21 protein-coding genes are annotated in these 25,181 nt (G+C 52.2%); 9 read left to right on the top strand and 12 right to left on the bottom strand.

All coding sequences use genetic code 11. From position 1 onward, the window contains the following. The first annotated feature begins 46 nt into the window (after positions 1-46). The 3 genes from H8K47_RS10450 (at position 47) to H8K47_RS10440 (ending at position 3,637) form a co-directional block, all read left to right on the top strand. Positions 47-2,137, top strand: a complete 2,091-nt coding sequence (locus H8K47_RS10450; protein WP_186881339.1) for a M13 family metallopeptidase — start codon at positions 47-49, stop codon at positions 2,135-2,137. A 185-nt stretch (positions 2,138-2,322) separates the two neighbouring features. Further along, the gene (locus H8K47_RS10445; RefSeq protein ID WP_186881338.1) at positions 2,323-2,778 is read left to right on the top strand and encodes a hypothetical protein; all 456 of its coding nucleotides are present in this window, start codon (positions 2,323-2,325) and stop codon (positions 2,776-2,778) included. Positions 2,779-2,791: 13 nt separating this feature from the next. Beyond that, positions 2,792-3,637, top strand: coding sequence for a DUF2145 domain-containing protein (locus H8K47_RS10440; RefSeq protein ID WP_186881337.1), 846 nt, complete (start codon positions 2,792-2,794; stop codon positions 3,635-3,637). 59 nt (positions 3,638-3,696) lie between these two features. Here the strand turns inward: H8K47_RS10440 and H8K47_RS10435 are convergent, their stop codons facing one another. Both H8K47_RS10435 and H8K47_RS10430 read right to left on the bottom strand, forming a co-directional pair. Continuing rightward, the gene (locus H8K47_RS10435) at positions 3,697-4,269 is read right to left on the bottom strand and encodes a flavodoxin family protein (RefSeq protein WP_186881336.1); all 573 of its coding nucleotides are present in this window, start codon (positions 4,267-4,269) and stop codon (positions 3,697-3,699) included. 50 nt (positions 4,270-4,319) lie between these two features. Then, complete coding sequence (locus H8K47_RS10430) at positions 4,320-5,021, bottom strand: pirin family protein (RefSeq protein ID WP_186881335.1); 702 nt, start codon at positions 5,019-5,021, stop codon at positions 4,320-4,322. Between the two features lie 109 nt (positions 5,022-5,130). On the opposite strand from H8K47_RS10430, the gene H8K47_RS10425 reads away from it, so the two are divergent. From H8K47_RS10425 to H8K47_RS10415, 3 genes are read left to right on the top strand one after another with little or no spacing between them, the layout of a single operon-like run. Continuing rightward, positions 5,131-6,057: a LysR family transcriptional regulator gene (locus tag H8K47_RS10425; RefSeq protein WP_186881334.1), complete on the top strand. Its 927-nt coding sequence runs from the start codon at positions 5,131-5,133 to the stop codon at positions 6,055-6,057. A 13-nt stretch (positions 6,058-6,070) separates the two neighbouring features. Beyond that, on the top strand, positions 6,071-7,075 hold the full coding sequence (gluQRS, locus tag H8K47_RS10420; RefSeq protein WP_186881333.1) for a tRNA glutamyl-Q(34) synthetase GluQRS: 1,005 nt from the start codon (positions 6,071-6,073) through the stop codon (positions 7,073-7,075). 5 nt (positions 7,076-7,080) lie between these two features. Then, a complete protein-coding gene (locus H8K47_RS10415) occupies positions 7,081-7,515 on the top strand; it encodes a hypothetical protein (RefSeq protein ID WP_186881332.1) in 435 nt (144 codons plus the stop codon). Positions 7,516-7,564: 49 nt separating this feature from the next. Here the strand turns inward: H8K47_RS10415 and H8K47_RS10410 are convergent, their stop codons facing one another. The 5 genes from H8K47_RS10410 to H8K47_RS10390 all read right to left on the bottom strand — a co-directional run bounded on the left by H8K47_RS10410 (position 7,565) and on the right by H8K47_RS10390 (position 13,514). Then, positions 7,565-8,998, bottom strand: a complete 1,434-nt coding sequence (locus H8K47_RS10410) for a multicopper oxidase family protein (protein ID WP_186881331.1) — start codon at positions 8,996-8,998, stop codon at positions 7,565-7,567. Between the two features lie 158 nt (positions 8,999-9,156). Next, a complete protein-coding gene (locus tag H8K47_RS10405) occupies positions 9,157-10,581 on the bottom strand; it encodes a TolC family protein (protein WP_186881330.1) in 1,425 nt (474 codons plus the stop codon). Positions 10,582-10,722: 141 nt separating this feature from the next. After that, positions 10,723-10,986, bottom strand: a complete 264-nt coding sequence (locus tag H8K47_RS10400; protein ID WP_186881329.1) for a hypothetical protein — start codon at positions 10,984-10,986, stop codon at positions 10,723-10,725. A 222-nt stretch (positions 10,987-11,208) separates the two neighbouring features. Continuing rightward, a complete protein-coding gene (locus H8K47_RS10395) occupies positions 11,209-12,462 on the bottom strand; it encodes a GGDEF domain-containing protein (RefSeq protein WP_186881328.1) in 1,254 nt (417 codons plus the stop codon). Next, positions 12,459-13,514, bottom strand: a complete 1,056-nt coding sequence (locus H8K47_RS10390) for an ABC transporter substrate-binding protein (protein WP_230410191.1) — start codon at positions 13,512-13,514, stop codon at positions 12,459-12,461. The genes H8K47_RS10395 and H8K47_RS10390 overlap by 4 nt, the downstream gene beginning before the upstream one ends. 860 nt (positions 13,515-14,374) lie before the next feature. Here H8K47_RS10390 and katG point away from each other — a divergent pair. Next, a complete protein-coding gene (gene katG / locus H8K47_RS10385) occupies positions 14,375-16,567 on the top strand; it encodes a catalase/peroxidase HPI (protein ID WP_186881327.1) in 2,193 nt (730 codons plus the stop codon). 136 nt (positions 16,568-16,703) lie between these two features. Here the strand turns inward: katG and H8K47_RS10380 are convergent, their stop codons facing one another. The 5 genes from H8K47_RS10380 to H8K47_RS10360 all read right to left on the bottom strand — a co-directional run bounded on the left by H8K47_RS10380 (position 16,704) and on the right by H8K47_RS10360 (position 21,810). After that, a complete protein-coding gene (locus H8K47_RS10380) occupies positions 16,704-17,054 on the bottom strand; it encodes a DUF6404 family protein (RefSeq protein ID WP_186881326.1) in 351 nt (116 codons plus the stop codon). A gap of 242 nt (positions 17,055-17,296) precedes the next feature. Next, positions 17,297-17,713: a cupin domain-containing protein gene (locus H8K47_RS10375; RefSeq protein WP_186881325.1), complete on the bottom strand. Its 417-nt coding sequence runs from the start codon at positions 17,711-17,713 to the stop codon at positions 17,297-17,299. Between the two features lie 50 nt (positions 17,714-17,763). Then, complete coding sequence (locus H8K47_RS10370; protein WP_186881324.1) at positions 17,764-18,159, bottom strand: GFA family protein; 396 nt, start codon at positions 18,157-18,159, stop codon at positions 17,764-17,766. A gap of 334 nt (positions 18,160-18,493) precedes the next feature. Further along, the gene (locus H8K47_RS10365) at positions 18,494-18,688 is read right to left on the bottom strand and encodes a hypothetical protein (protein ID WP_186881323.1); all 195 of its coding nucleotides are present in this window, start codon (positions 18,686-18,688) and stop codon (positions 18,494-18,496) included. Positions 18,689-18,837: 149 nt separating this feature from the next. Further along, positions 18,838-21,810, bottom strand: coding sequence for a P-loop NTPase fold protein (locus H8K47_RS10360; protein ID WP_186881322.1), 2,973 nt, complete (start codon positions 21,808-21,810; stop codon positions 18,838-18,840). A gap of 1,068 nt (positions 21,811-22,878) precedes the next feature. Here H8K47_RS10360 and groES point away from each other — a divergent pair. Both groES and groL read left to right on the top strand, forming a co-directional pair. Beyond that, positions 22,879-23,169, top strand: coding sequence for a co-chaperone GroES (gene groES, locus H8K47_RS10355; RefSeq protein WP_162021341.1), 291 nt, complete (start codon positions 22,879-22,881; stop codon positions 23,167-23,169). A gap of 48 nt (positions 23,170-23,217) precedes the next feature. Beyond that, positions 23,218-24,867 (top strand): chaperonin GroEL, encoded by a 1,650-nt coding sequence (gene groL / locus H8K47_RS10350; protein WP_186881321.1) that lies wholly within the window; start codon positions 23,218-23,220, stop codon positions 24,865-24,867. Positions 24,868-25,181: the final 314 nt, after the last annotated feature.

Below are 25,181 nucleotides of genomic sequence, written 5' to 3'. Positions count from 1 at the left end.
TGCCTATTTTATCGCGACAGATAAGCGCTTAACTCTAATCCTTGCTATGAAACCTTTGTTACTCACTACCCTGGCACTCAGCTTGATGAGTCTGTCAACCGGCATCAGTCATGCGCATGAACACACAGTAGCGAGCGCCAGCCAGACCAACGCCGGAACGGCAACCGGCTCCGGCGTCGACCGTAGCCAGTCCGATCCGGCAGTCAGACCGCAGGATGACTTTTTCCGCCATGCACAAGGCAGCTGGCTCAAGAACACTGCGATCCCGTCCGACCGCTCTGACTGGGGTGCATTTACCCAGGCGCGTGAAGAGGTGCAAACCCAGTTGCGCGGTCTGATACAGCAGGCTGCACTCAGCGCCGCGAGTAAAAACGGTGCTGCCGCTACCGACGCGAATCTGCAAAAAATCGGCGATTTGTATAACAGCGTAGTGAATCAGGACAGACTCAATCAGCTTGGCTGGCATCCTTTAGCCGCCGACTTCAAAAAAATCGACGCGCTGAAAAACCTGCGCGAACTCGCCAGCCTGTTCGCCCATCTGCAACAAATCGGCGTGACTACGCCTTTCCACGCCAGCGTAGAGCAAGACAGCCGCCTATCAACACAATATATTTTGACGCTGGGTCAATCCGGTCTGGGCTTGCCTAACCGCGATTATTATCTGAAACAGGATGAAGTACGCAACCAGGAAATCAGTAGCCGCTACCTGAGCCATGTCAGCAAAATCCTGCAACTGTCTGGTGACGCAGAGGCCGATGCACATGCGCAGGCGATACTGGCATTGGAGACAGATCTCGCTGCTATCCAATGGAGCAATGTGGAAAACCGCGATCCTGTGCGCACCTACAATAAGCTGAGCCTGGCTGAACTGCGCGCGTTGACACCATCCTTAGACTGGGCCAGCTATCTGAAAGCCAGTCACGCTGGTGCTGGCCTGCAGCAAGTGCTGGTGCAACAACCGAGCTATCTGCGCGGTCTGAACACTGTGCTCAACAAACACAGTCTCGCAAGCTGGAAGGCTTACTTACGCTGGCAATTGCTGAACACCTACAGCCCGCATCTGTCGCAAGCCTTTATCGATGAGAACTTTGCCTTCCGTGGCACCTTCCTGAGCGGTATCAAAGAAAACCGTTCGGCTGAAAAACGTGCAGTGGCACTGACTGATCAGATGCTGGGCGAGGCCGTAGGCAAATTGTATGTACAGCGTTATTTCGCACCAGAAACTAAGGCCAGAACAGAAAAAATGGTGGCAAACTTCCTCGCTGCATTCAAAGCCAGCATAGAGGAACTGGACTGGATGAGCCCGGAAACCAAGAAGCAGGCGCAGATCAAACTCAGCAAAATCAGCGTCAAGGTAGGCTATCCTGAGCAATGGCGCGACTACAGTGCGGTACGCATTTTGCCGGACGATCTGACTGGCAATCTCAAACGCATCCGTCAGGCCGATCATGCGCGTGAATTTGCACGCCTGGGCAAACCGGTAGACCGTAGCGTCTGGCATATGACACCACAAACGGTGAATGCCTACTACAGCCCAGAAATGAATGAAATCGTATTCCCGGCAGCACGTCTGCAAGCACCGCTGTTCAATGTCGATGCCGAAGATGCCTTCAATTACGGCGCACTCGGCATTTCTATCGGCCACGAAATCAGCCATGCGTTTGATGACTCCGGCTCGCAATACGATGGCGACGGCAATCTGCGCGACTGGTGGACCAAAGAAGACCGTGAAAAATTCAATGCGCGGACCAAAATCCTGGTCGAACAATACAATGGCTACGCACCGGTACCCGGCAATTTCCTCAATGGTCAGCTGACTCTGGGTGAAAACATCGCAGACAATGCCGGTCTGATCATGGCGGTCAAAGCCTATCACTTATCGCTGGGTGGCAAACCGGCACCGGTGATCGATGGCTGGACTGCGGAGCAGCGTCTGTTCTTTGGGCTGGCTCAGGCACGCCGCTTCAAGGCACGTGAATCGCGGGCACTGGTGCTGATCAAGACCGATCCGCATTCACCCGGCGAATTCCGCGTCAACGGCAGCCTGCGCAACCATCCGGATTTCTATACTTCATTCGAAGTCAAACCCGGCGACAAGATGTACCTGCCACCGGAACAGCGCGTCAAACTCTGGTAAGTACTGGGCAGTGCTTAACCTGAAAAATGGCTGCACCTGCGACCCCGCGGTGCAGCCATTTTTTTAGGTGCAAGGTCGCACAAGTTGCTACTTCTGTGCACAGGTCATGCGACTCTGGATTCAACACTGGAATGCAAGCGCGTGCCTAGTATGCTGTCCCTACCCCAAACAACAGGAGACAGATCATGCACACACCATCCCCATCCTCATCGACGACTAAGCTACGCCGTTTCATACGGAACGGCTTGCTGGCCGCCTTACTGAGCAGCGGTGCTGTCGCGTATGCGGCTGATCCCTGTCTGTCCTGCGGCTCAGCCAAAGGATCAGAAGCAATTTCGCTGGGAATGGGTGTCGTGGTACTGGGCAGCGCATCAGCACTCGCAGGTTCCGGCCAGTTAGTCGTCACTGCTGTAGAAGGCAGCGCCAACGGCATCTCTGTGGTGCTTAAAGCTTCCGGTCAGGCCAGCACAACTGTCATCGAATTGTCGGGCAAAGCACTGGAAAAAACCTCGCTGGTGGCAGGCAGCGTGCTGGAACTGAGTGCAGTCAGCACCGGCTATTTACTGATCGCATCCGGCAAGGCGATCGCCTTCATCCCGAATGAAGCGGGCAAAGCCCTGTTACACCACCAACGTGCCTGAGCAGGAGGCTGACATGAAACAAATAGCTGCGCCTCCACTGAGCAGCTCAACAAGAGCGCGTCACTTCAGCGCATGGAGTTTGCTGAGCTTGCTGAGCTTATTGAGCTGTTTGATGCTACTGAGCCAGCCTGCCCATGCGGGCCGCCCTTGCGAGCCACCTGCCTACGATCCTGCCAAAACCATGCAAGCGCTGGAATTTGCTGAAAAGGTCAGGCAAACACTGGAGAGCAGCGGCGCACAAGTGGCGCTGATCGCACGTGCGGGTCAGGATTTATCGGCATATCAGCTGCGTTTTTCCCATCTGGGCATCATCCGCAAATTGCCCGAAGGCCGCTGGTCTGTCATGCACGAACTCAATGACTGTGGCACGGCAAACTCCGCCTTATATCACGAAGGGCTAGGTAATTTTTTTCTGGATGATATGCACCGTTTTGAAAGTCTGTTACTGATACCGTCAGCGGAACTGCAAAACGCCTTGGCGGAACAGATCACATCCGGTCATGCCAGACAGTTGCACGAAGCCTCCTACAATATGCTGGCTTTCGCTTTCGCGACACGCTATCAGAATTCGAATCAGTGGGGACTGGAAGTACTCGCTGCAGCCAGCGACCCGGCGATCCAAACCCGGCAGCAGGCGCAGGACTGGCTCAAAGCCCGGCGCTATCAGCCCCAGAACTTGCGACTATCCAGTATGACACGGCTTGGTGCTCGCATGTTCCGCGCCAATGTGAGTTTCGACGACCATCCGTTTGAACGCCGTATGGCGGGACAGATCGATACCGTGAGTGTGGAATCGGTAGAAAAATTTATGCAGCAATTGCCTTCACCACCTCAGGTACTGCTGGTGCGCGCAGACTGAACACAGCAAACTGAAACCACCGCCGGCTGCTTGCCAGCGGTGGTGCTCATCAGACCCGCTTATGGATTGAAACGCTGTGCCACTTGAGCGATACGCTGACCAAACAGCTTTGCCGTTTCCAGATCGCCCGGTAATGGGCCTTCGTCCGGGCTGGCATCGGAGGGCGACTGGGTCATCAGACCGGCAAAGCTGCCGACAAAATTGATGTCATTACGCTGTGCTGCCTTGCTGTTAGCAGGCATCAGGCCAGTACCAACCCAGATCATGGAATGCTGTTGTGCCAACGTGAACAGAGTATGCAAGGTCGACAGTTTGTCGCCATTCATGGTCGCGGAATTGGTGAAACCAGCTGCGATTTTGTCTTTCCATTGCTGGGTGAACCATTGTTTGGAACTGGCATCGGCAAATTTTTTAAATTGCCAGGAAACCGTTCCCATATAGGTCGGTGAGCCGAACACGATCGCGTCAGCGGCTGCCAGGCTGGCCCACTGCGCGTCATTAATGCTGCCTTCAGCGCTGATCTGTATCAGCTCAGTCTGCGCCCCTGCCGCTGCCGCGCCCGCTTCGACGGCTTGCGCTGCTTTGGTGGTATGGCCATAACCGGAATGAAAAACGATAGCTACTTTACTCATGTGTATCTCCTTCAACGAGAAAATAAACCAGGCGGCGCTGCCGCCCGGGCTTAACGTGGCAAATCAAATACCAGCACTTCGGCGTCCTGACCTTCAGACAAACTCAGTATAGCTTCATCCTGCAACATCAACGCATCACCTTCCTGCATGCTGATACCATTCACGGTCAGGCTGCCGCGTGCCAGATGCACATACACCAGCCGCCCCGCTGCAATGGCCTGCTCCAGACTGTGACCAGCTTCAAATACGCCTATCGCGAGCGTTGCGTTCTGCCGTATCGCAATCGAACCCTCCGCACCATCCGGCGACGCGACCACGCGCAGACGGCCTAACTTTTCTTCACGGCTAAATTGCTGTTCCTGATAACGCGGTGGCTGACGCAATACATCAGGCTGTATCCAGATTTGCAGCAAGCGTGTGTGGTGCGCTGTGTCCGGATTAAATTCGGAATGACGCACACCGGTACCGGCACTCATATATTGCACATTACCCGGACGAATGGTGCTGCCATTGCCCATGCTGTCTTTGTGCGCAATCGCGCCTTCCAGCACATAGGTAATGATTTCCATGTCCTGATGCGGATGGGTACCAAAGCCCATGCCGGGAGCGATCCAGTCATCATTGATCACACGCAGCGGACCAAAGCCCATGTGCTGAGGATCGTAATATTCAGCAAAGGAAAAGCTATGGTACGACTTCAGCCAGCCATGCTCTGCATAGCCACGTTCTTTTGATGTTCTGCGAATAAGCATAGCGCCCCCCGTTCAAATATTTTGATGTCAGAAACCACACTATACATATTGATGTTATCGAATATAAGGTGTAAATTTTATCGACTTTATTCAAATTTTTTGAACAAGCATGAACCTGACGCTGGAAGCCTTACAAATACTGGACGCGATTGCGCGTAAAGGCAGCTTTGCAGCGGCCGCGGCGGCGCTCGACAAAGTCCCCTCTGCGATCACTTATAGCATACGTAAACTGGAAGAAGATCTGGATGTGTTGCTGTTTGACCGGCGCGGGCATAAGGCACAACTGACCGAAGCCGGTGCAGAATTGCTGCAACAGGGCCGTCATTTATTGAATGCGGCACAAGAGCTGGAAAACCGGGTCAAGCGTACCGCCTCCGGCTGGGAAGCCGAATTCCGCATCGTGCTCGATGGCGTGATCCGTTTTGAAGACCTGATCCCCTTACTGCAGGAATTTGAACTACAGGGTTGTGGTACCCGCCTGCGCATCAGTCAGGAAGTATTGTCCGGTGTATGGGAAGCGATGGTGACAGGACGTGCAGATCTGGCCATTGGTGCCGCCTACGAGGGGCCCGATGCCTTCCGTACTCAGGCGGAGTTTCAAAGCCGTTTGCTGGGCAATCTGGACTGGGTGTTTGCCGTTGCGCCTTCCCATCCGCTGGCCAGCTTGCCGGAACCGCTGATGCCGGAAACCCTGCAAACCTATCGCGCGGTCGTCGTTGGCGATACCGGTCTGACCTTGCCCAGCATGTCGGCCGGCGTGCTGCGCGGTCAGGATACACTGACGGTCCCATCGATACAGGCTAAACTGGCTGCGCAACTGGCCGGGCTCGGCTGCGGTCATCTGCCGCGACGGCTGGCTCAACCCTATCTGGATCAGGGTAGTCTGGTCGAAAAACAGACCAGCGCCCACCGTCCGGCGGGCAATAACCGCATCGTCTGGCGCAGCGCGAATAAGGGCAAGGCCTTGCAATGGTTTTTACAAAAATTAAGTGATCCACAGGTGCAAAGCCGCCTGATGGATAAGCACAAAGAATAAGGCATCGCTGAACATGTCTGTTTTTAATAGCACTCCGGTGGCATCTGACACCTGCGTCACATCGGCCACGTCCACCAACATCGTCAGCCCCACACCTGGCTATACCGGACGCTTTGCGCCCTCGCCGACCGGCCCGTTGCATCTGGGTTCACTGGTCGCTGCGATGGCCAGCTATCTGGATGCCAGAGCACATCAGGGACGCTGGCTGTTACGCATAGAAGACCTGGATTTTGACCGCAATGTGGCAGACGCAGATCGCCACATCCTGAATTCATTACAACGCTGCGGCATGCATTGGGATGGCGACGTCAGCTGGCAAAGCCAGCGCCAGCCGCTGTATGAACAGGCACTGAAACAACTGGCGGCGCAAGTCTATCCCTGTGCCTGCTCCCGCAAAGAAATTGCCGATTCGCGACTGCGTGCCGGCAGCACCGCCAGCCAGATTTATCCAGGCACTTGCCGCACTGGACTGGCACCAGGGAAAGCGCCACGTGCCTGGCGTTTGCGGGTACCAGATGGTGAGGCTGCAGTCTTTCAGTTTGAAGACCGTTTACTGGGGGCACAGACTCAGGATCTGGCTAGCGAAGTCGGTGATTTTGTGCTGAAGCGCGCCGATGGTTTCTGGGCATATCAACTGGCAGTGGCGGTCGATGATGCGGAGCAGGGCATCAGCCATGTGGTACGCGGCGCGGATTTGCTCGATTCGACCGCGCGCCAGTGTTATCTGCAACAGTTACTCGGCTTGCCAAGACCTGCTTATCTGCATGTGCCGGTCGTGACCAATGCGGATGGAGAAAAATTATCCAAGCAAACCGGCGCACTGGCCTTTGATCGTGGCGACAATGATGTATTGCAGGAGGCATTACTGCCTGCAGCACGCTTTCTGGGCTTACAGATGTCGCCAGCTGTGCGTGATCTCCATATTTTCTGGGAAAGTGCTACTGCCGCCTGGGCGCAGTATTTAGCGCGGCAACCCGCACAACAACCCATACAGCAGCCGCATATGTCATTGAAATGAACACGATGAAATCTCACTTCCTGCGTAACACCCTGCTCGCCATCACCCTGTTCTGTGCCAGCGTTGGTCTGGCGCTGCCCTGGGGTTTGTATTATTACGGTTTGCGCGAACTGTCAGCCATGCCGCAACCCAGCAGTACGCTGCTGAGCCAGGAGCAGCAGGCTGCACAATGGGCGCAGGCTGGCTTTCAGATGCCAGCCGACGAGGTACAACTGAATCCGGTCAGCTATCTGTTTTCCGCCACTGGTCAGGATGCGCCGCCAGCCGTGACCAGCTTTGCCTGGCGCATCGCTTCTGCGCATTTATCGCAACAGCTGCCACAGGCTGGCGTATGGCAAAAAACCCTGAGCGGCAGTGCATTGACGATCTGGATTACACGCCACTGGACGCAGGCCCAGATCGTCTCTACCGCAGCGCAGCTAGGGACCAAGCGCCCCTGAAGACGCAGCTGCGTTTTCAGCTGCTGGATACATAAAGTCCTTACTGCACTTAATGTCCTTGATGGCCGCCATGTCCGCCGTGGCCTTGCGGTTTCACCACCTGCACTTCGACTTCCTTGCCGTGCATACTGTGTGCAGAACCGCTGGCTGGCGGCGGTGCGCGTAAAGCCTCAGGCAACTCCCCGGTATATTCCCAAGCCTGGGTACCGGCTGGATGCGCAAACCAGCCGGGATCGGTATAGTCGCCCGGCTTTTGCTGTTTGCGTACTTTCATCACGCTAAACATACCGCCCATCTCCAGCCCGCCAAACGGCCCCTCCCCCGTCATCATCGGCAACGTATTGTCAGGCAAAGGCATCTCCATCATGCCCATATCCGCCATGCCCTTGTCCCCCATGCTCATGTAAGCCGGAATCAGGCGTTGAATTTTTTCTGCCACACCGCTTTGATCGACACCGATCATCGATGGCAGATTGTGGCCCATCGCATTCATGGTGTGGTGGCTTTTATGGCAGTGAAAAGCCCAGTCGCCTTCTTCATCAGCAATCAGCTCAATCTGGCGCATCTGGCCGACTGCGATATCGGTAGTCACTTCGGGCCAGCGCGCAGTTTTCGGTATAGGGCCGCCATCGGTACCGGTCACCGTAAATTCATGGCCATGAATATGTATCGGATGATTGGTCATCGTGAGATTGCCGACGCGTATGCGCACTCTGTCATTCTGACGCACAGCCAGACTGTCTATGCCAGGGAATACCCGGCTGTTCCAGCACCACAGATTAAAGTCCGTCATGGTGGAGATAGTGGGTCGCGATGCGCCCGGTTCAATATCAAAAGCATTAAGTAAAAAGACAAAGTCGCGGTCCGCTTCGGCAATCAGCGGGTGAGCCTGCTTCGGATGCGTGATCCAGGCCCCCATCATGCCCATCGCCATCTGCGTCATTTCGTCAGCATGCGGGTGATACATGAAACTGCCGGGACGGCGCGCCACAAATTCATAGACCATGGTTTTTCCAGGCTGAATAGCAGGCTGAGTCAGTCCGGAGACGCCATCCATACCATTCGGCAAGCGTTGTCCATGCCAATGCACACTGGTGTGTTCGGGCAGGCGGTTGGTCACAAATATCCTGACCCGGTCACCCTCCACCACTTCAATGGTTGGCCCCGGACTTTGTCCGTTATAGCCCCACAGATGTGCTTTCATACCGGGTGCCATTTCACGTACCACGGGTTCAGCGATCAGGTGAAATTCCTTTACCCCCTGATTCATACGCCAGGGCAGTGTCCAGCCATTCAGCGTCATGACGGGACGGTAAGGACGCCCATTCGGTGGCAATAGCGGCGGCATGGAGGCCGCGCTGTTCTGACTGACCACTTCCGGCAATCCCGCCAGTGCTACCCGGCTGACTGCGCTGGCTGCCAGCGCGCCACCGGCGATACTTGCCATACTGGCTGCTTTAAAAAAAGATCTTCTTGAGTTCATCGTATTTCTTTCTGACTGAGGCATAGGCATGGCTGTCATCAATGGACCGCCCACTGCCACGCATCTCTGGGTTCTTAGTCGTGTCAATTTTCTGATCGCGACTGGCGACTACAGCCGGTCGCATCGATGTATCTGGCAATTCAGTGACGTCTAATTAATTAATGCGCCACTTCGGACGGCGTTGCAACAAGGCTCGCAGGACGCAGTACAGTTGGGCTGGCCGCGCCCAGCAAACTGGCCTGCAGTTCCGCGTCCGCAATCCAGAATTGCTGATTCGCCTGTATCGTCGCCAATACGCCTTCTATCTGTTCGCGACTGCTACCCAGCAATTCAAACACGCTGATCAGCATACCGTTATAGCGCAGCGTGTTTTGCTCAGCAATCTGACGCTTCAAAGGCAGCACCACATCGCGATGATGGCGTGCGATCTCGTAATTGCTGTGGTAAACCGCATAGCTTTCACGGAGCTGCGAAGCTGCCTGACGCAGACTGTTCTCCAACTGGTAGCTGGCAGCCAGCGTATCAGCACGCATCGCATCACGTTGTAACTGCCCCTGATCGAAGAAAGGCAAACTGATGCTCAGACCCAGCCCGCGCTTTACCCGCCCCGCCGCCGCACCGTCAGTTGCTGCGGCAAACACGGTATCGCGCTTCACACTGAGTTCGATATCGGTCCATCCCTGCAGCAACTGCAAGCCTTGGCGTTGCGCCGCGGTTTGCAGTGCGGCCGCAGCGATACGCACATCCAGCCGGTTCTGCGGCAACTGGCTGGCGACCTGCTCTGCAGCTAAAGGCTGGGCGGGCAAATCGGGCAGATGTGCGGGCAATTGCAAAAGTTGTGCTTGCTCTGCATTCAGACCCAGCAAGCGCACCAATGCCTCACGACTGGCCAGTTGCGCCTGCCTGGCTTGTGCCAGTCTGGCGGTCGCATCGGCGGAAAAGCTTTGCTGACGTGCGGACTGCAAAGCGCTGAAGTTACCTGCGGTACGCATTCTGCGCGCGAGCTCTGCTCCCGCTTCCGCAGCCTCGTTGACTTGTTGGGCGTACTCCAGACTTTGCTGCGCAGCGACTGCGCGTATCCAGGCCAGCCGCAATTGAGTGATGTGTTGCAGCACTTGCTGACTGAACTGCAATTGTGCCTGCTGTAATTGCGCCACACTGACTTGCTGACGACGTGGCAGGCTCAATAAATCCAACAAGCCCAGGCTCAGGCTGCGGGCAATTTCCAGTTCACCGGCGAGCTGGCTGCGTTCCAGATTCAGCAATGGATTGGCAATCCGGCCCTGTTGCGCCAGACGGGCACCATCGCCCCAATGTTGCGCCAGCCAGGACTGGATGGCGGGGCTGTTCCACAAGGCGAGCCGGACTGCATCGTGCTGGCTCAGTGGCGCCATCAACAAAGCATCAGCCTGCTGACGCAGCGCCTGTGCCTGACTGCTGTCGCGCGCCAGTTGCAACTCACCCTGAGTCTGCTGTGGAAATTGGCGATTCAGTTCTGTGGTCGACTGATCGATAGAAAATCCTGCGCATCCTGCCGTCAACAGCGGCAGCGCGAGGAGAGAAAAACGGTAAGGAGAAAACATACAATCCCAGTTCAAAAAGCTGATATCACGCGCCCCACTGCCATGAAGCGCAGGGCGCAAACCGGCATGCGAACTGATGTCAGCCTGCGATTGCTGAAACCAGACTACACATGCGTCAGCGACTGTGCGCTGAGCTTTAACTTAAAACCGGGGAGGACGTTCAGGCAATGCGGATTCGGCTGAATGATAGGCGGGCAAAGGCGCTGCCGCTGCTATGCGTGTCACGGTCAGGCCTGGGGTATTCAAACTGGCAGCTGGCATCAGCGCCGCGACACAGCACAGGGATTTACCCTGGCAGTGATCCGCCTGCACTTGTTTTTGCAGATGCGCATCAGTGGACGGTGTGCTGTCAGAAGCAGCGTACCCGGACTGATCAGCCGCGTCAGTCTGTTTACGCGCTTGCATTGGCTCACAATGAGAATCCGCTTCAGCTGACTGCGGCTTAACACTGTGTTGCAGATTTTTATTCTGGACGCAATACCATGTGCTGACCGCAGCAAGCCCTTGTAAGGGAAGCAGCAGCGTCAGCCAGACTAAGATCACAGTGCGCCAGGAGAAAGATTTCATAAAACGGAACTTATCACATTTTGCGATAAATCGCATTGTGATCAGGCAAAGCCGGTGCGCTCAGTGTTCGTCCAAACGCGGCTGCACCTGATTGCGGCCATTGGTTTTAGAAAAATACAACCATTGATCGGCTCGTTGAACCAGACTTTCCACGCTATCCTTGTCCTGCTTCTGCGCCACTCCAAAGCTGGCCGTAATGCGCAACAGCTTGCCATCCAGAAGTAACACAGACAACTCATTTTGCACTGCCACCCGCATACGTTCAGCCACTTCCAGTGCAGCGTGTAAGTCCGTTTCAGGCAAAATCACCAGAAATTCTTCGCCACCATAACGCACCAGCCAGTCTACATCCGTACGTATTTCCCGCTTCAGGGTCTGTGCGAAGGCGACCAACACCGCATCACCGACAGAATGCCCATACTGATCGTTGACCGATTTAAAAAAGTCTATGTCACAGAACAACACAGATAAAGCACGTTCATAGCGTGTCGCACGTTGCAGCTCACCGGGCATACGCTCGTTGAACAACAGGCGGTTATAACAAGAAGTCAGGCCATCAGTGACTGATAATTCTTTGAGTGCCCCCATGGCTTTTTCCAGCTGCCGGGTACGCTCATGTACCAATTCATCCTGATGATGGATGTGTTTTTGTATGCTGTTTTGCATACTGCGGAAACCATCCAATACCAAGCCGATTTCGCTCAACCTGTGGCGCGGTTCCAGATCGGGCTCTGGCTGTCCGGACAATTGATTCGCCTGCAGATTTTGCACAAACTCTGCCAGCTGACGCATGGGCGTTTCCAGATCACGGCGTAAAATGGTGGATACCGTCATCAGAATAAAAATACCCAGCACACTGACTTCGATCAAGACCATCAGACCGCTGCGTATCATCTCCTGCCGCAATACCGATTTATCGATCACCAGCTCCAGTACGCCTACATGACCATTCTGTTCTGCGGGAGCAGGAATAGAACGGACGATACGTTCTGCATTAAAAATTTTTTCGACGTCACCGCCCACAAATTGCTGGCCCGTGCTGGTCTGGATAACGACATAGGCGATATGCGAATTTTCAAGCAACAGATTGATTTGCTTCTGTATCGCCTGTGGTTCAATATCCCAGATCGCAACCGAAAGCATAGGCAGATGCGTGGCGGCCACATCGTTGATCATCATGTTAAAACTACGCTCTACCGTGCGGTAATTCAGCCAGGCCTGCAAACTGCTGAACAGCAGGATACAAAGTATGAGCCACTTGAATAAACGACGTAGCAATGAGCTTGAAATTGGCTCCACGACCCGGTTACTCATTTTCTTTCCCCAGTCCGTGTCATTAATTGCGATAAACTAAAGTGATATTTTTTTACGGACGGATTCAAGACTTTACTGAACTTACGGAAATTCATTTTTGCGAAGTTAATGTCACCAAACATGAAACGGAAACGACTCAGTTCCTCTTTGGGGAATAAAATAAACATAGACTTGGTTAATTCCATACCTTCATCGGCGAAGTCTTTTCCATTGTGGTAGTCGTATAACATCACCAGGCTAAATGCGCCCGTGACAAAATGTCCGCCTGCCAACGCAGTCAGGCTGCCAGACTCCAGCGCAGTGAAGGCCTCTGCGGAGGTATTGATGGCACTGAATAAGGCATCGCTGCCGGGTTTCCCCCCCTTGGCACGCCAGGCTTCCATCGCACCGAAGGCCATTAAATCATTACCAGACCAGACCAGCCGCGCATGGGGGTAACGCAAATACAGCCACTGGCTCTGCTCCTGCGCCTTGGCCCGGTTCCATTCCGCATACACTTCCTGATCGATGATGACATCTGCCGTCTCACCCACGGCACGATGCATACCTGTATTACGCTTGAGTGATGAGGTAGTTGAGCGGTCACCTGCAATGACCAGCATATGCAGCTTGCCGTCAGGCGCAGTCAGTCTGGCAGCACGCGCTTTAGCAATCAAGGCTTGCGCTGTCAGATAACCGGCATCTTCAGATTGCGGCTCCAGCCCTCCCAGCCAGCCCCGATACAGACTGCGTGGCGCCCCCATACGGGCACGTTCATTCTGGTCAGAGATACCGCTAAAAGATAAAAATGTTTTGATATGCGCAGCGTCCAGTATGCGTATCAATTCTGGACCCGTCGCATAGTCATTGGACAAAATGACGTAATCAGGACGGGCGAAGCGGGGTCTGGCGGCCAGCTGGCGCGCAAAAGTCAAGACTTGCAAATGATTACGCTCGGCGTACAACACTTCCAGTTGTATACCCAGGCTGCGCGCTGCAGCCTCCATACTTTGCGTGGCGTTCACCCAGTAAATCTCATCAGACTTACCCGGATTTAAAAAAGTGACTGTCATCGCCCAGGCCGGTATCACACAACAAATACAGCACATCGACAACAAGCAAGCAACGACACGCTTCCACATACTACAACCTCCAAAGTGCTCAAATTGCCACATATTCATCTCAAAATATGGTCAGAACTAACGCAAACAAATTGTGTGGAACCTGGCACCGTTTTTGTACCTTCCAGTACTTAACAGATCAGCCACAGAAACCGGTGATACACTGGTTTTGCATTACTCCTGATCGTGCAGTACATGGTGGACTGCACAAACGAGGCACTTTTACTGGATAACCCCGAATACAGGACAGCACTGACCCGACTGGATGGTTATCTTTTGGCGGGTCTGGCCAACATCCGGAGCGGCATGACCCACCAATTTGTGACAAGAAAATATTTCCTTGCATCGGCGCTATTTTCGCAATTCTGTAACATAAAAAAACAGACTTGACAAAAACTCACAAATTTATTGCATTTAAAAAATATTCCATACCTCGATATGGACTTCAGGGCCAGAGATTATGTCCGTTTATCGCAACAAGCATACATACCAGTTAAAAATTTTCACTACCACTGTAAAAACATCACTGCTTCAAATCGCTGATGCAGCCTTGTGATAGCGTTTTCTCAGTTCGTAGACCACGGTTTTTTATACGCTGAGCTACCAGTCCTGTTGATCAAGTGCTGCTGTTTAAAAAACGAAGTCCTGTATTTTTCCCGGTCTGAAATTCCCATGACTGTGCCCATCACAGGTCTCCATGCCAACCAATAGTAAAAATCAATCAAAATCATATTTTTAATCAAATAGACCTAAAACATGCACATCTCTAGAATAACTCTGGCAGTACACAATAACTCACCAAAGGATACAAAATGTCGAACGAAGCTAAGTGCCCCTTTTCTGGTAGCGCCCGCCAACAAACCGTAGCCGGCGCCCCTTCTAATGCTGACTGGTGGCCAAATCAACTCAAGCTCAGCATCCTGCATCAACACTCTGCGCGCGCCAATCCTATGGGTGAGGACTTTAACTACGCAGAAGCCTTCAAACAACTCGATCTGGACGCCGTGGTGCAAGACCTGCATGCGCTGATGACCGATACGCAAGACTGGTGGCCCGCCGATTACGGTCACTATGGTCCTTTCTTTATCCGTATGGCCTGGCATAGCGCCGGTACCTATCGCGTAACCGATGGTCGCGGTGGTGCCGGTGCCGGGGCCCAGCGTTTTGCGCCACTCAACAGCTGGCCGGATAACGGCAATCTGGATAAAGCACGTCGTTTGCTATGGCCGATCAAACAGAAATACGGCAAACATATCTCCTGGGCCGATCTGATGATACTGGCCGGCAATGTTGCACTCGATTCTATGGGCTTCAAAACCTTTGGTTTCGCCGGTGGCCGCCCTGACATCTGGGAGCCAGAAGAAGATATCTATTGGGGTTCAGAAGGAAAATGGCTGGGAGACCAACGTTATAGCGGTGATCGCGAATTAGAAAAACCACTGGCAGCGGTGCAGATGGGGTTGATCTATGTGAATCCGGAGGGCCCAAACGGCAATCCAGATCCGCTCGCCTCGGCACGCGACATCCGCGAAACCTTTGCCCGTATGGCGATGAATGATGAAGAAACCGTCGCGCTGATTGCGGGTGGTCACACCTTCGGTAAAGCCCATGGTGCAGGCGATGTAGCACAGGTAGGAGCTGAGCCGGAAGGCGCCGGTATCGAAGAACAAGGCCTGGGCTGGAAAAACAGCTTCGGCAGCGGCAAAGGCGTACACACCATCACCAGCGGTATCGAAGGCGCATGGACACCGAATCCTATCCAATGGGATAACGGCTATTTTGAAACCCTGTTCGGCTATGAATGGGAATTAACGAAGAGCCCGGCGGGCGCCCACCAATGGACACCGACCGATGCGGCCGCCCGCAGCACCGTACCGGATGCACATGACCCGGCATTGCTCCATGCACCAATGATGACCACCGCCGATCTGGCCTTGCGTGCCGATCCTGCGTATGAAGCGATTTCCCGTCGCTTCCTGCAACATCCTGAGCAACTGGCAGACGCATTTGCCCGCGCCTGGTTCAAGCTGACCCACCGAGACATGGGACCGGTCAGCCGCTACCTCGGTCATCTGGTGCCGCAAGAAACCCTGATCTGGCAAGATCCGATTCCAGTCCGTCAGCATGCACTGATCGATGCACAGGATATCGCCGCCCTGAAAGCACAGATACTGGCGACCGGTTTGTCGGTCAGCGAACTGGTCAGTACCGCCTGGGCTTCCGCCTCCACGTTCCGTGGCAGCGATAAACGTGGTGGAGCCAATGGTGCGCGCATCCGTTTGCTGCCGCAGAAAAACTGGGAAGCCAATCAACCGGCGCAATTACAAAAAGTATTGGGCAAGCTGGAAGCGATACAGCAAGCCTACAACGTAGCACAGACTGGCGGCAAACAAGTGTCCTTAGCCGATCTGATCGTACTGGCCGGTGCCGCAGGCATAGAAGCCGCAGCACAGCAGGCAGGTGAAACAGTGCAGGTGCCATTCACACCAGGCCGCATGGATGCGAGCCAGGAGCAAACTGATGTTGATTCGTTCGCAGTGCTGGAGCCAGCCGCTGATGGTTTCCGCAATTTCGTCAAATCCGGACTGGCAGGTCACGCGGCAGAACTCCTGCTCGACAAAGCGCAGTTGCTAAACCTGTCCGCACCGGAAATGACCGTACTGATTGGTGGCTTGCGTGTGTTAGGCACGAATACCGGCAGCAGCCTGCACGGTGTATTGACTTCACGTCCTGGCGTACTGAGCAATGACTTCTTCGTGAATCTGCTCGATATGCGTACCAGCTGGAAGCAATCTGCCAATGCGGGTGTATTGGAAGGCCGTGATCGTCAAAGTGGTGAATTGAAATGGACTGCTACCGTGGTCGATCTGGTGTTCGGTTCCAACTCACAATTACGTGCGCTGGCTGAAGTGTATGGCAGCAGCGATGGTCAGGGACGCTTCATCCGTGAATTCGTCGCGGCCTGGAACAAAGTGATGCAACTTGATCGCTTCGACCTCGCATAAAGCAAGTCAGTAAAACAAAGGAGGATGTCCGTATTGATGGACATCCTCCTTTTGTCATTGCCGCACAGGGCGGGCAAACAGGTGCAGAATCAAGCCAGTGTTAATTCGTTTGATTCCAGCCTGGCGCTGTTGCGACTCAACGCAGTTCGTTCCAAAGCGGTAGCTGATATTTTTTGCGGCCATATGCGTAATAAAACGCCATCCCCAGACCAAACAAGCCTCCGGCAAAACAGGCCGCAAGCGGTAAAGATGCCAGCAATAGCGTCTTGCTTGCTGCACTAAACAGCCACATCAACAGCCCCAAAAAAATACCGAAATACACACCTGACAGTGCAAACAAAGACCAGAATCTGGCGAAATGGGGCGGTGGACAATCGATCCCCAGACGCCAGAGTAAAAGCACGCCGGGTGGCGCATAACTGGATTTGCGCATGCCTGTCGTTTCCAGTAACCGTAACGCAGCTTCACGCCTGGTCGAACTTGTCATATCTATTCACCTTTCAAGTTTTCTTTTCATGTCCACCATTGCCGCGCACCTGGTACGGGAATGCAGGTCAGGACTTATGCAAAACCACCCCAACGGCGTTATGGCTCCTTGTCGTACAAGTTCTACTGCCTTCGTCGCCATGCCTTACCAGGACATTTGTGCGTAAGTCCTAGGGGTGAGAAATATTATCTGAAAAACAAATAAATAACACGCGAAATATAGCCTGAAATAGCCAGAAAAAATTAAAAAACTTGCTGGCCACTCTGCACGCGTGGGTCTGGCCCATTGACTGTCCCCTCACCCGGTGTGATGAACAGTATCGTGCAAGCTGCTGCAACTTTCGCGGTATGCCAGACACCTTTAGGAATCACCAGTACGCTGCCGGTTTGCCGGAATTCCACACACTGCGTTGTGCCGTTCACGAAGAGGTACAAAGTCGCCGCCCCGGCCAGCAAATACAACACTTCATCACCATGCGGATGCATTTCCCAGCAGGTCCAATCTTCGGTAAACCTATGCTGGGAAAGCAGCATACATCCCTGGAATTGCGCAAAACGCGCATCAAGCTCTTGGTACATCGTTGGCGTGTGAGCCACGGGCGTGGCAGTCAGCTTCGCATCCAGAACGATGCAGTGTTCATCCAAAGTCATCGCACCCATATTGCCTCCCAAATCATTCGCACCACTGCTCCGCGGATGCGGAAAACCAGTCAGGGTATATGCTCCGCCCCAGCAGGAGGAATCACCCAGTGATGCATGCGTTCTTCATACACCGAAAATTGGGGAACAGGAAAAGCCGGATCAGCAAATGCACCGACCGGTATGGCGAGATATTCTTCCAACCCTTGCGGTTCATAATAGACGGTAGCTCCGCAAGTGGGACAAAAATGAAAGCGTATATGCGCGCCCTCATCCGCTACCCGCACATACACCGTCGATGCCCCGGACAGGACGACTTGCGTACGCAAAAATCTGGCTTGCTGACCAAACACGCTGCCAGTACGCCGCTGGCAAGCCAGGCAATGACAAATCGAGACACGCACCGGCTCACCGGTGACTGTCGCAGTGAGCTGACCACAACTGCAGGAGGCAAGGCGTTGAGTCATAGGTTGTATTAGTTTCGGTTTGATCTGACCGTTGATCCATAAAAAGAGAAATTACCCAGTTTGATAGAAGTGCGAATCTCTATTAAACCAACACGAAAGTGCCATAGGAGTCATCTCACGAATAGTATTTCTCAAAACGTCATCAAACACAAGGCTGAAACCAGCAACGAGTCTGGATTATGCTTCTGACTTTTCCCTCAAATCTCGTACGATTTAGATGCACAGAGTCTGCCGAACTGAGGCAGGTATGATAAAACGATTTACGGAAACCCAAATGTTGAATATACCTTGATTGCCGTAGTGGAGCAGGATAGATACAGGCATCAGGTAGCATTTACTTTTCCGTCTCAACTACGCGCTGATGATCATAACTGTAGATGCGTGCAATTTTCCAGATGCCGTCTTTCAGCAGCAATAAGTGCGTAAATGAAGAACGGAAGGTCTTATTAACGATATTGCCTGCTTTCGTCGAATAGAACTCATGGTCGCCCGAGACGATAGCACCATATACGTCATTTCCTCGTCGCATATCCTTGAACTTTTACATGCTCTGTTCAGCTATCTTGGAACTAAAGTGTCCGCATTAAAACCACTCCAAGCACAAATTAACTTCAACACAATTCGCCATCTCAAGTCGCTGCTTACGAACACTAGTGTGGACTTTTGAGCTGTTGTTCTTCATCCTTGAGACAAATCGAGTGTCTCCAGTCCCAACCCAACATCTGATACATCGGAAGCCAAAGCATCGAGTACCTTGAAGACATCGGGTAAATCCTCGCGGTATGAAGCTATGTAGCTCAATGTCGTGAGGGATTTGTCTTCCATGGAAGCTATCTGTTCGCGAATTTGTGACTCGTACTTAATCCAATATCGCCCCATTTCTTTCGGGTCAAGGCCGCCCAGTAGCCCCTCTTTCGTGGCAATGTAGCCACCGCCTAGAATGTAAGAATTACTCAAATGCGAGAGGCAGTAATTTAGGAAATGCAAGATGTTACCTTCATGAACCGTGGGGTTGAAGCAGCAGCCGAACATGTATTCGTTCATGATCGTTGCAATGCCCTTACCGTCTTTCGATCCGTATTCGTCGTAATATCCACAACCTACGCCTGCTCCAGTTGGGGGGAATGGGTTGCTAAGCTGATAGAGTACGAACGATTTTACGTTGGAGCGAGACGCAAGAATGTCTTGAGCGGAGAGAGAACGAGCCGCGTCTGGGTGCTTCTCTTTCGATGTTTCGCTGTCAACTTGTGAAGTCTCGCCAAGAAACATCGCACTCGGAGCATCGTCAACTTCAGCAAGAAAATTTCTTCGCTTGTCGATGTAAGTTCGTTTGAAAAGCGCAAACACTTCTTGGGAAAGCCGTCTCATTCCCAGCAACGCGAGTTCATTGAGTGAGCCAAATGTCGGAGCATTTTTATCTTGATCAACAATGAGCGCTGAATGAAGATTATGGAGCTGTCCCTGGCGATCTGCGGAGCATTGAAGTCTGAATGCCATCAAATCGTACCAGCCAAGAGCACCTCTTTCGCTACGTGTTAGCCGATCAAGTAGCCCCCTATTTTTGTACGCGTTTTCGCCAAATATTCGCCACACAATTTCAACGACATTTTCCGGGCTGTTTGGTACTCGGTGGGTTACCGTTGTTCCCCAACCGACTCGATCCAAAAGACGAAGCAGGGAATAAATTGATCTCGATCGCAAGCTAAAATCATTAGCTTTGATCATCGAGTATCGCGGCAGGTAGTCCACGAGGGTGTCAATCGCGTCTTCAGCGACACCTGAAGTGAAATTATGGGATTGATTTACAAGTATTCGCCAGAATTGGTCATGCGCCTGCTCTCCTAGCCCCAAATCGAAGTCAGGTGATGTCAGAATTGATCTGATCGACTTACCTTTTTGAATCTTTTCGAAAGCATCTTGGTAGAGAACGAATGTATTCCGGGGTTCCGGTGTAGCGAATCGGACAATGAGTTTGAGATACCCTTCCAGATTCCGGAATTCGGTATCGTTAAAGCAGGCTCTTGTTGCTTGAACAGCCTCCCTCAAGTTCCCACGCTTACCAAGTTTCAATGCAGTTACGTCAAATAGTTGTGTGAGCAGGAACTGTTCGATGTCGGTCTGGGCCTTGACCACCTTTGTGAAATCGTCAGCGTTCTTGAAGTCTTGCTCGCCATTCTCATGGCGAATGGAGAATGTTCCGCTCCTGCCTTCAGTTTCTTCGGCATAGATTCGCCTGAATAAACCGGGGAAATTCAGATGAAGGAGCATCAGATTGATGAGGTCAGTCTTATTAAAATCAGTCCGGCCCAAGTCGCTCTTATCCAACTGCATTAGTAACATAGCGTTGACAAAGCGTTTTACCTTGCGCAGGTCACCTAAAAGGGGGAGATAATTTGCGGCCTTCTCTCCATCAAGAATGCTGGCAAGCTCGTTGAGAATGGCACCAAGCTTCAACATTGTATCTGAGGGAATTGAAACAAGTTGATTCTCCAAGCGTTGCCAATCTCTCGTTAAGAACGCACGTATGCTCGAACTGTCGATGAATAGACTGAGCTTAGCGGTGACAAATTTCTCTAAAAATTCCCTGGCTCTCGTTCCTTCTTCTTTGCCGCCAGCGAGAATTTCTGTGTCGTAACATAGGATGTAAGTGGCCTGTGTTAGCTTGAAAGTTTGCCGCGTCGCGAACAGAACGTTGTTGATTGTCTTGGCATCCAGTCGGTCCAAGTCATCAATGACAATGATTATTCGACGGCCTATCCGCCGCAGGACGTCATCAATGTCATCAAGGAGTTCGTCAATAGTTTCTGGTGACGGCTCTACCGAGAGTTTGAATCCAAGGAAGGAGAAGTCCGTTTTCCCTTTGATTAGCCTTGAATACCTAGATACTGCGGGCCGAAACTCTGGAGCGAAGACTTCTTTTTGGATCGCTGCAGAAAGATCTCGAATTAAACGATCGACAAGATCTGGTTCAGAAGCATAGCGAAGAGGCTCGAATCGACAAACGATTGCTTTGTCCGTTTCTTTCTTCCAGTAGCACTCGGCGAGGTTTATAAAGCTTGTTTTTCCGCTCCCCCAAGGACCGTCAACTCCAAAGACAAGTCCACTATGCGCGCCGCTCGCTAGTACAGTCTCCGCGAACGACTTGGCTAGCGATCCGTTGGCGAGCAAGTCTTCTTTTTCATTCCTGATTTCCTCATCAGAAATAAAATACAGTTGCGGAGGGTGGGGGGTGTTCTGTGCACAATACTTTCGAATAATTGGGGACAGTAGCACTGAGGAGAGTAGAAGGAATATCGCAAGTCCCCAATGAGGATCGGCGTGTTCAAAGACCTCGTGAACCTTGATCAACCGTTGGGAGGTCAAGCTATTTATCCAGATTCCGACTCCTATCGAAATGAGCAAATCGAAGCGAAGGCTACGCCCCATCTGCATGGCTGTGATGTGTGCATCCCGTTGGTATGCATACGTTAAACACAACAGCGCACCAAGTAGGATTCCAGCGATTCTGACCTCAACAGTTATCCAGGATATCGTCGCAGCAGAAGTTGTCCCCAAGTAGATCGCAATTCTCCAAATTTCAGCCGCTAAAAAGCCTATTGCAAGCGACTTCGCGAAAATAAGCAACTCTGGCATGTTGATTTGTGTTTTCATTTCTTTGAGGAAAATTATTATTTACTAAAATATAAGCTTTTTGAAGTGCTTTGTCACTGCAGCTAGATGGCTGTACCGCGCTCAGTGAAGCGTGTCAGCGGGGAGACAGAAGCTCATAGTTGCTCTCGATCGTAGTGATCGTGCAAATCAAGCAGACTAGTGCCGTGTAGGCCATAAGCGCTCACGCCTTCGTTTCTAATTGATGTATCGGTGCTGTCGGTAACAAGGTGGGAATCAGCTCCAAATCTGTCACTGGCGCAATATCCTCCAATGATTGTAGCTGTCCCATATTAACGCTCACCGCACAGCTTACCGTTCTCTTTGAGAAGACAACAATGTCCCACTTCGTTCAAGCGGTAATCACCGAGGAGACGCCTGTAATCGGACTAGGAAAAGGGTTGCTTTCTACGAAATTATTCAGGGCGCGAATATCTTCAATACTGTTGAAGCTCTGAATCTCGGTCTGCTGCGCAAGCTATGTTGCCATCATTTCGCGTATCTTAGGAAGCCTCGAAGTTAACAACCATTACACTGCATACAATTACAGCTAACATATTTATTACCATAATAGCAATTTAAATCAACTCTACTACTTGGGCAGAAAAATGTGCCAGCGTCCTGAGTAGTTCCAATTTAGCTGAACAGAGTTCCAAGCTAAGTGGATTCATACAATAGTTCAAAGATAAGTGACCAAAATTCAAAGATAAATGAATTTCGACAACACAAACCCAACTCTTGAAAAAGCCTGACCTCGCCCCTACAATTAGCACTCAACACAAGAGAGTGCTAACAATGTTAAAATCTCTGGGTTTCAGCATTGCGGGCAATCTGCCCGTAGATGGGATGTGCGCTCTGGCACGACATGGGTTTGCAGCGAATAAGTATGCAAATTTGCATGTTCAGGGCTTGAAAGTGGTAACGCGGCACCCATCTAAGGCGCACATTTTTGTTTGTTTGCTGATAGGCCTTACGCTAAACCGCGCAATGCGTTCAGTCTTGCAACTGGTTGTGCTGTAAGCCTTGTTTTACTTCGGTAGTTTTACTTTTGTAATTATTTTAGGAGTTAGTATGAATCTTCGTCCCCTGCACGATCGCATTATCGTCAAACGTTTGGATCAAGAAACTAAGACCGCTTCCGGTATCGTTTTGCCTGACGCAGCCGCAGAGAAACCAGACCAAGGTGAAGTACTGGCCGTTGGTGCAGGTAAGCAATTGGATAACGGTACAGTGCGCGCACTGGAAGTCAAAGTTGGCGACCGCGTTCTGTTTGGCAAATACTCCGGCCAGTCCGTCAAAGTAGATGGCAACGAAGTATTGGTAATGCGTGAAGAAGACATCTTCGCGATCGTACAGAAGTAATCCCTTTCTATAGCACGATAGATATCCTCAAGATTCTGGAGAATTAACATGGCAGCAAAACAAGTCGTATTCGGCGATGACGCACGCGCTAAGGTCGTTAACGGTGTTAACGTTCTGGCAAACGCAGTAAAAGTGACTCTGGGCCCTAAAGGCCGTAACGTAGTTCTGGAACGCTCTTTCGGTGCACCTACAGTGACTAAAGACGGCGTTTCCGTTGCTAAAGAAATCGAACTGAAAGACAAACTGGAAAACATGGGCGCACAGCTCGTGAAAGAAGTTGCTTCCAAAACATCTGACAATGCTGGTGACGGCACGACAACAGCTACCGTACTGGCACAAGCTATCGTACGTGAAGGCTTCAAATACGTGGCAGCGGGCTTTAACCCGACTGACCTGAAACGTGGTATCGACAAAGCAGTTTCCGCACTGGTTGCTGAAATCAAAACGCTGTCCAAGCCAACCACCACTTCTAAAGAAATCGCTCAGGTAGGTTCTATCTCCGCGAACTCTGACGCTGACATTGGCGACATTATTGCTAACGCGATGGACAAAGTCGGTAAAGAAGGCGTGATCACAGTTGAAGACGGCAAATCCCTGAACAACGAACTCGACATCGTTGAAGGTATGCAGTTCGACCGTGGCTATTTGTCCCCATACTTCATCAACAACCAGGAAAAACAAGCGGTTATTCTGGAAAACCCGTTCATCCTGTTGTTCGACAAAAAAATCTCTAACATCCGTGATCTGCTGCCAGTACTGGAGCAAGTTGCTAAATCCGGTCGCCCACTGCTGATCATCGCTGAAGACGTCGATGGCGAAGCGCTGGCAACTCTGGTAGTTAACAACATCCGTGGCATCCTGAAAACAGCGGCTGTTAAAGCTCCTGGCTTCGGTGATCGTCGTAAAGCCATGTTGGAAGACATCGCTATCCTGACTGGTGGCCAGGTTATCGCTGAAGAAGTCGGCCTGACACTGGAAAAAGCAACGCTGCAAGATCTGGGTCAGGCAAAACGCATCGAAATCGGTAAAGAAAACACCACCGTGATCGACGGCGCTGGCCAGGCTGTTGGCATCGAAGCGCGTGTAAAACAAATCCGTGCTCAAATCGAAGAAGCAACTTCTGACTACGACCGTGAAAAACTGCAAGAACGCGTTGCCAAACTGGCAGGCGGCGTTGCTGTGATCAAGGTTGGTGCTGCAACTGAAGTTGAAATGAAAGAGAAAAAAGCACGCGTTGAAGATGCACTGCACGCAACCCGCGCAGCGGTTGAAGAAGGCGTGGTTCCTGGTGGTGGCGTTGCTCTGCTGCGCGCACGTGCTGCTGCTGGCGAAATCAAAGGCGACAATGCGGATCAGGACGCAGGTATCAAGCTGGTTCTGAAAGCGATCGAAGCACCGCTGCGCGAAATCGTAGCGAATGCCGGTGGCGAACCTAGCGTTGTTGTGAACGCCATCGTCAATGGCTCTGGCAACTACGGTTTCAATGCGGCTAACGACACCTACGGCGACATGATCGAAATGGGTATTCTGGACCCGGCAAAAGTAACCCGTTCTGCTCTGCAAAACGCGGCTTCTGTTGCAGCTCTGATCCTGACAACTGACGCACTGGTTGCTGAACTGGCTGAAGACAAACCAGCTGGCGGCATGGGCGACATGGGTGGTATGGGCGGTATGGGTGGCATGGGCGGCATGATGTAATAGCTGTCGCAAGCGACACTCGCCTGCATACTGAAAAACCCCGCAGCAATGCGGGGTTTTTTGTTTTGTGCCGCAGTCTTAACAGATGACGGCTGCCCTTCTGCGATGATGTCCGACAACGCAGCCTGCGTCGCCACCGCAAGGACCGAATGCGTGCTTGACACAGTGGGCACAGACTAAGATACTCCCGCCTTTGAAAGAAAATTTTCATCACTAGCAGCAAGTAGCAACTTTAAGGGGCTGCTGCTAACGCGCTTTTATAACAATGCCACACGATTAATATGCCGTTCAAAGCAAGAGTGCACCCGCACCGA

It is taken from the genome of Cognatundibacterium rugosum (assembly GCF_014284365.1).
Lineage (GTDB): Bacteria > Pseudomonadota > Gammaproteobacteria > Burkholderiales > Burkholderiaceae_D > Undibacterium > Undibacterium rugosum.
The sequence above is the reverse complement of the archived record's forward strand: the minus strand, read 5'-3'. Positions and strand labels throughout refer to the sequence as shown.

Bases quoted from the DNA above. Each gene is read 5' to 3' on its own strand.
- H8K47_RS10450 (WP_186881339.1), top strand. From the start codon at position 47: ATGAAACCTTTGTTACTCACTACCCTGGCACTCAGCTTGATGAGTCTG.
- H8K47_RS10445 (WP_186881338.1), top strand. From the start codon at position 2,323: ATGCACACACCATCCCCATCCTCATCGACGACTAAGCTACGCCGTTTC.
- H8K47_RS10440 (WP_186881337.1), top strand. From the start codon at position 2,792: ATGAAACAAATAGCTGCGCCTCCACTGAGCAGCTCAACAAGAGCGCGT.
- H8K47_RS10435 (WP_186881336.1), bottom strand. From the start codon at position 4,269: ATGAGTAAAGTAGCTATCGTTTTTCATTCCGGTTATGGCCATACCACC.
- H8K47_RS10430 (WP_186881335.1), bottom strand. From the start codon at position 5,021: ATGCTTATTCGCAGAACATCAAAAGAACGTGGCTATGCAGAGCATGGC.
- H8K47_RS10425 (WP_186881334.1), top strand. From the start codon at position 5,131: ATGAACCTGACGCTGGAAGCCTTACAAATACTGGACGCGATTGCGCGT.
- gluQRS (WP_186881333.1), top strand. From the start codon at position 6,071: ATGTCTGTTTTTAATAGCACTCCGGTGGCATCTGACACCTGCGTCACA.
- H8K47_RS10415 (WP_186881332.1), top strand. From the start codon at position 7,081: ATGAAATCTCACTTCCTGCGTAACACCCTGCTCGCCATCACCCTGTTC.
- H8K47_RS10410 (WP_186881331.1), bottom strand. From the start codon at position 8,998: ATGAACTCAAGAAGATCTTTTTTTAAAGCAGCCAGTATGGCAAGTATC.
- H8K47_RS10405 (WP_186881330.1), bottom strand. From the start codon at position 10,581: ATGTTTTCTCCTTACCGTTTTTCTCTCCTCGCGCTGCCGCTGTTGACG.
- H8K47_RS10400 (WP_186881329.1), bottom strand. From the start codon at position 10,986: ATGCAAGCGCGTAAACAGACTGACGCGGCTGATCAGTCCGGGTACGCT.
- H8K47_RS10395 (WP_186881328.1), bottom strand. From the start codon at position 12,462: ATGAGTAACCGGGTCGTGGAGCCAATTTCAAGCTCATTGCTACGTCGT.
- H8K47_RS10390 (WP_230410191.1), bottom strand. From the start codon at position 13,514: ATGACAGTCACTTTTTTAAATCCGGGTAAGTCTGATGAGATTTACTGG.
- katG (WP_186881327.1), top strand. From the start codon at position 14,375: ATGTCGAACGAAGCTAAGTGCCCCTTTTCTGGTAGCGCCCGCCAACAA.
- H8K47_RS10380 (WP_186881326.1), bottom strand. From the start codon at position 17,054: ATGACAAGTTCGACCAGGCGTGAAGCTGCGTTACGGTTACTGGAAACG.
- H8K47_RS10375 (WP_186881325.1), bottom strand. From the start codon at position 17,713: ATGGGTGCGATGACTTTGGATGAACACTGCATCGTTCTGGATGCGAAG.
- H8K47_RS10370 (WP_186881324.1), bottom strand. From the start codon at position 18,159: ATGACTCAACGCCTTGCCTCCTGCAGTTGTGGTCAGCTCACTGCGACA.
- H8K47_RS10365 (WP_186881323.1), bottom strand. From the start codon at position 18,688: ATGCGACGAGGAAATGACGTATATGGTGCTATCGTCTCGGGCGACCAT.
- H8K47_RS10360 (WP_186881322.1), bottom strand. From the start codon at position 21,810: ATGAAAACACAAATCAACATGCCAGAGTTGCTTATTTTCGCGAAGTCG.
- groES (WP_162021341.1), top strand. From the start codon at position 22,879: ATGAATCTTCGTCCCCTGCACGATCGCATTATCGTCAAACGTTTGGAT.
- groL (WP_186881321.1), top strand. From the start codon at position 23,218: ATGGCAGCAAAACAAGTCGTATTCGGCGATGACGCACGCGCTAAGGTC.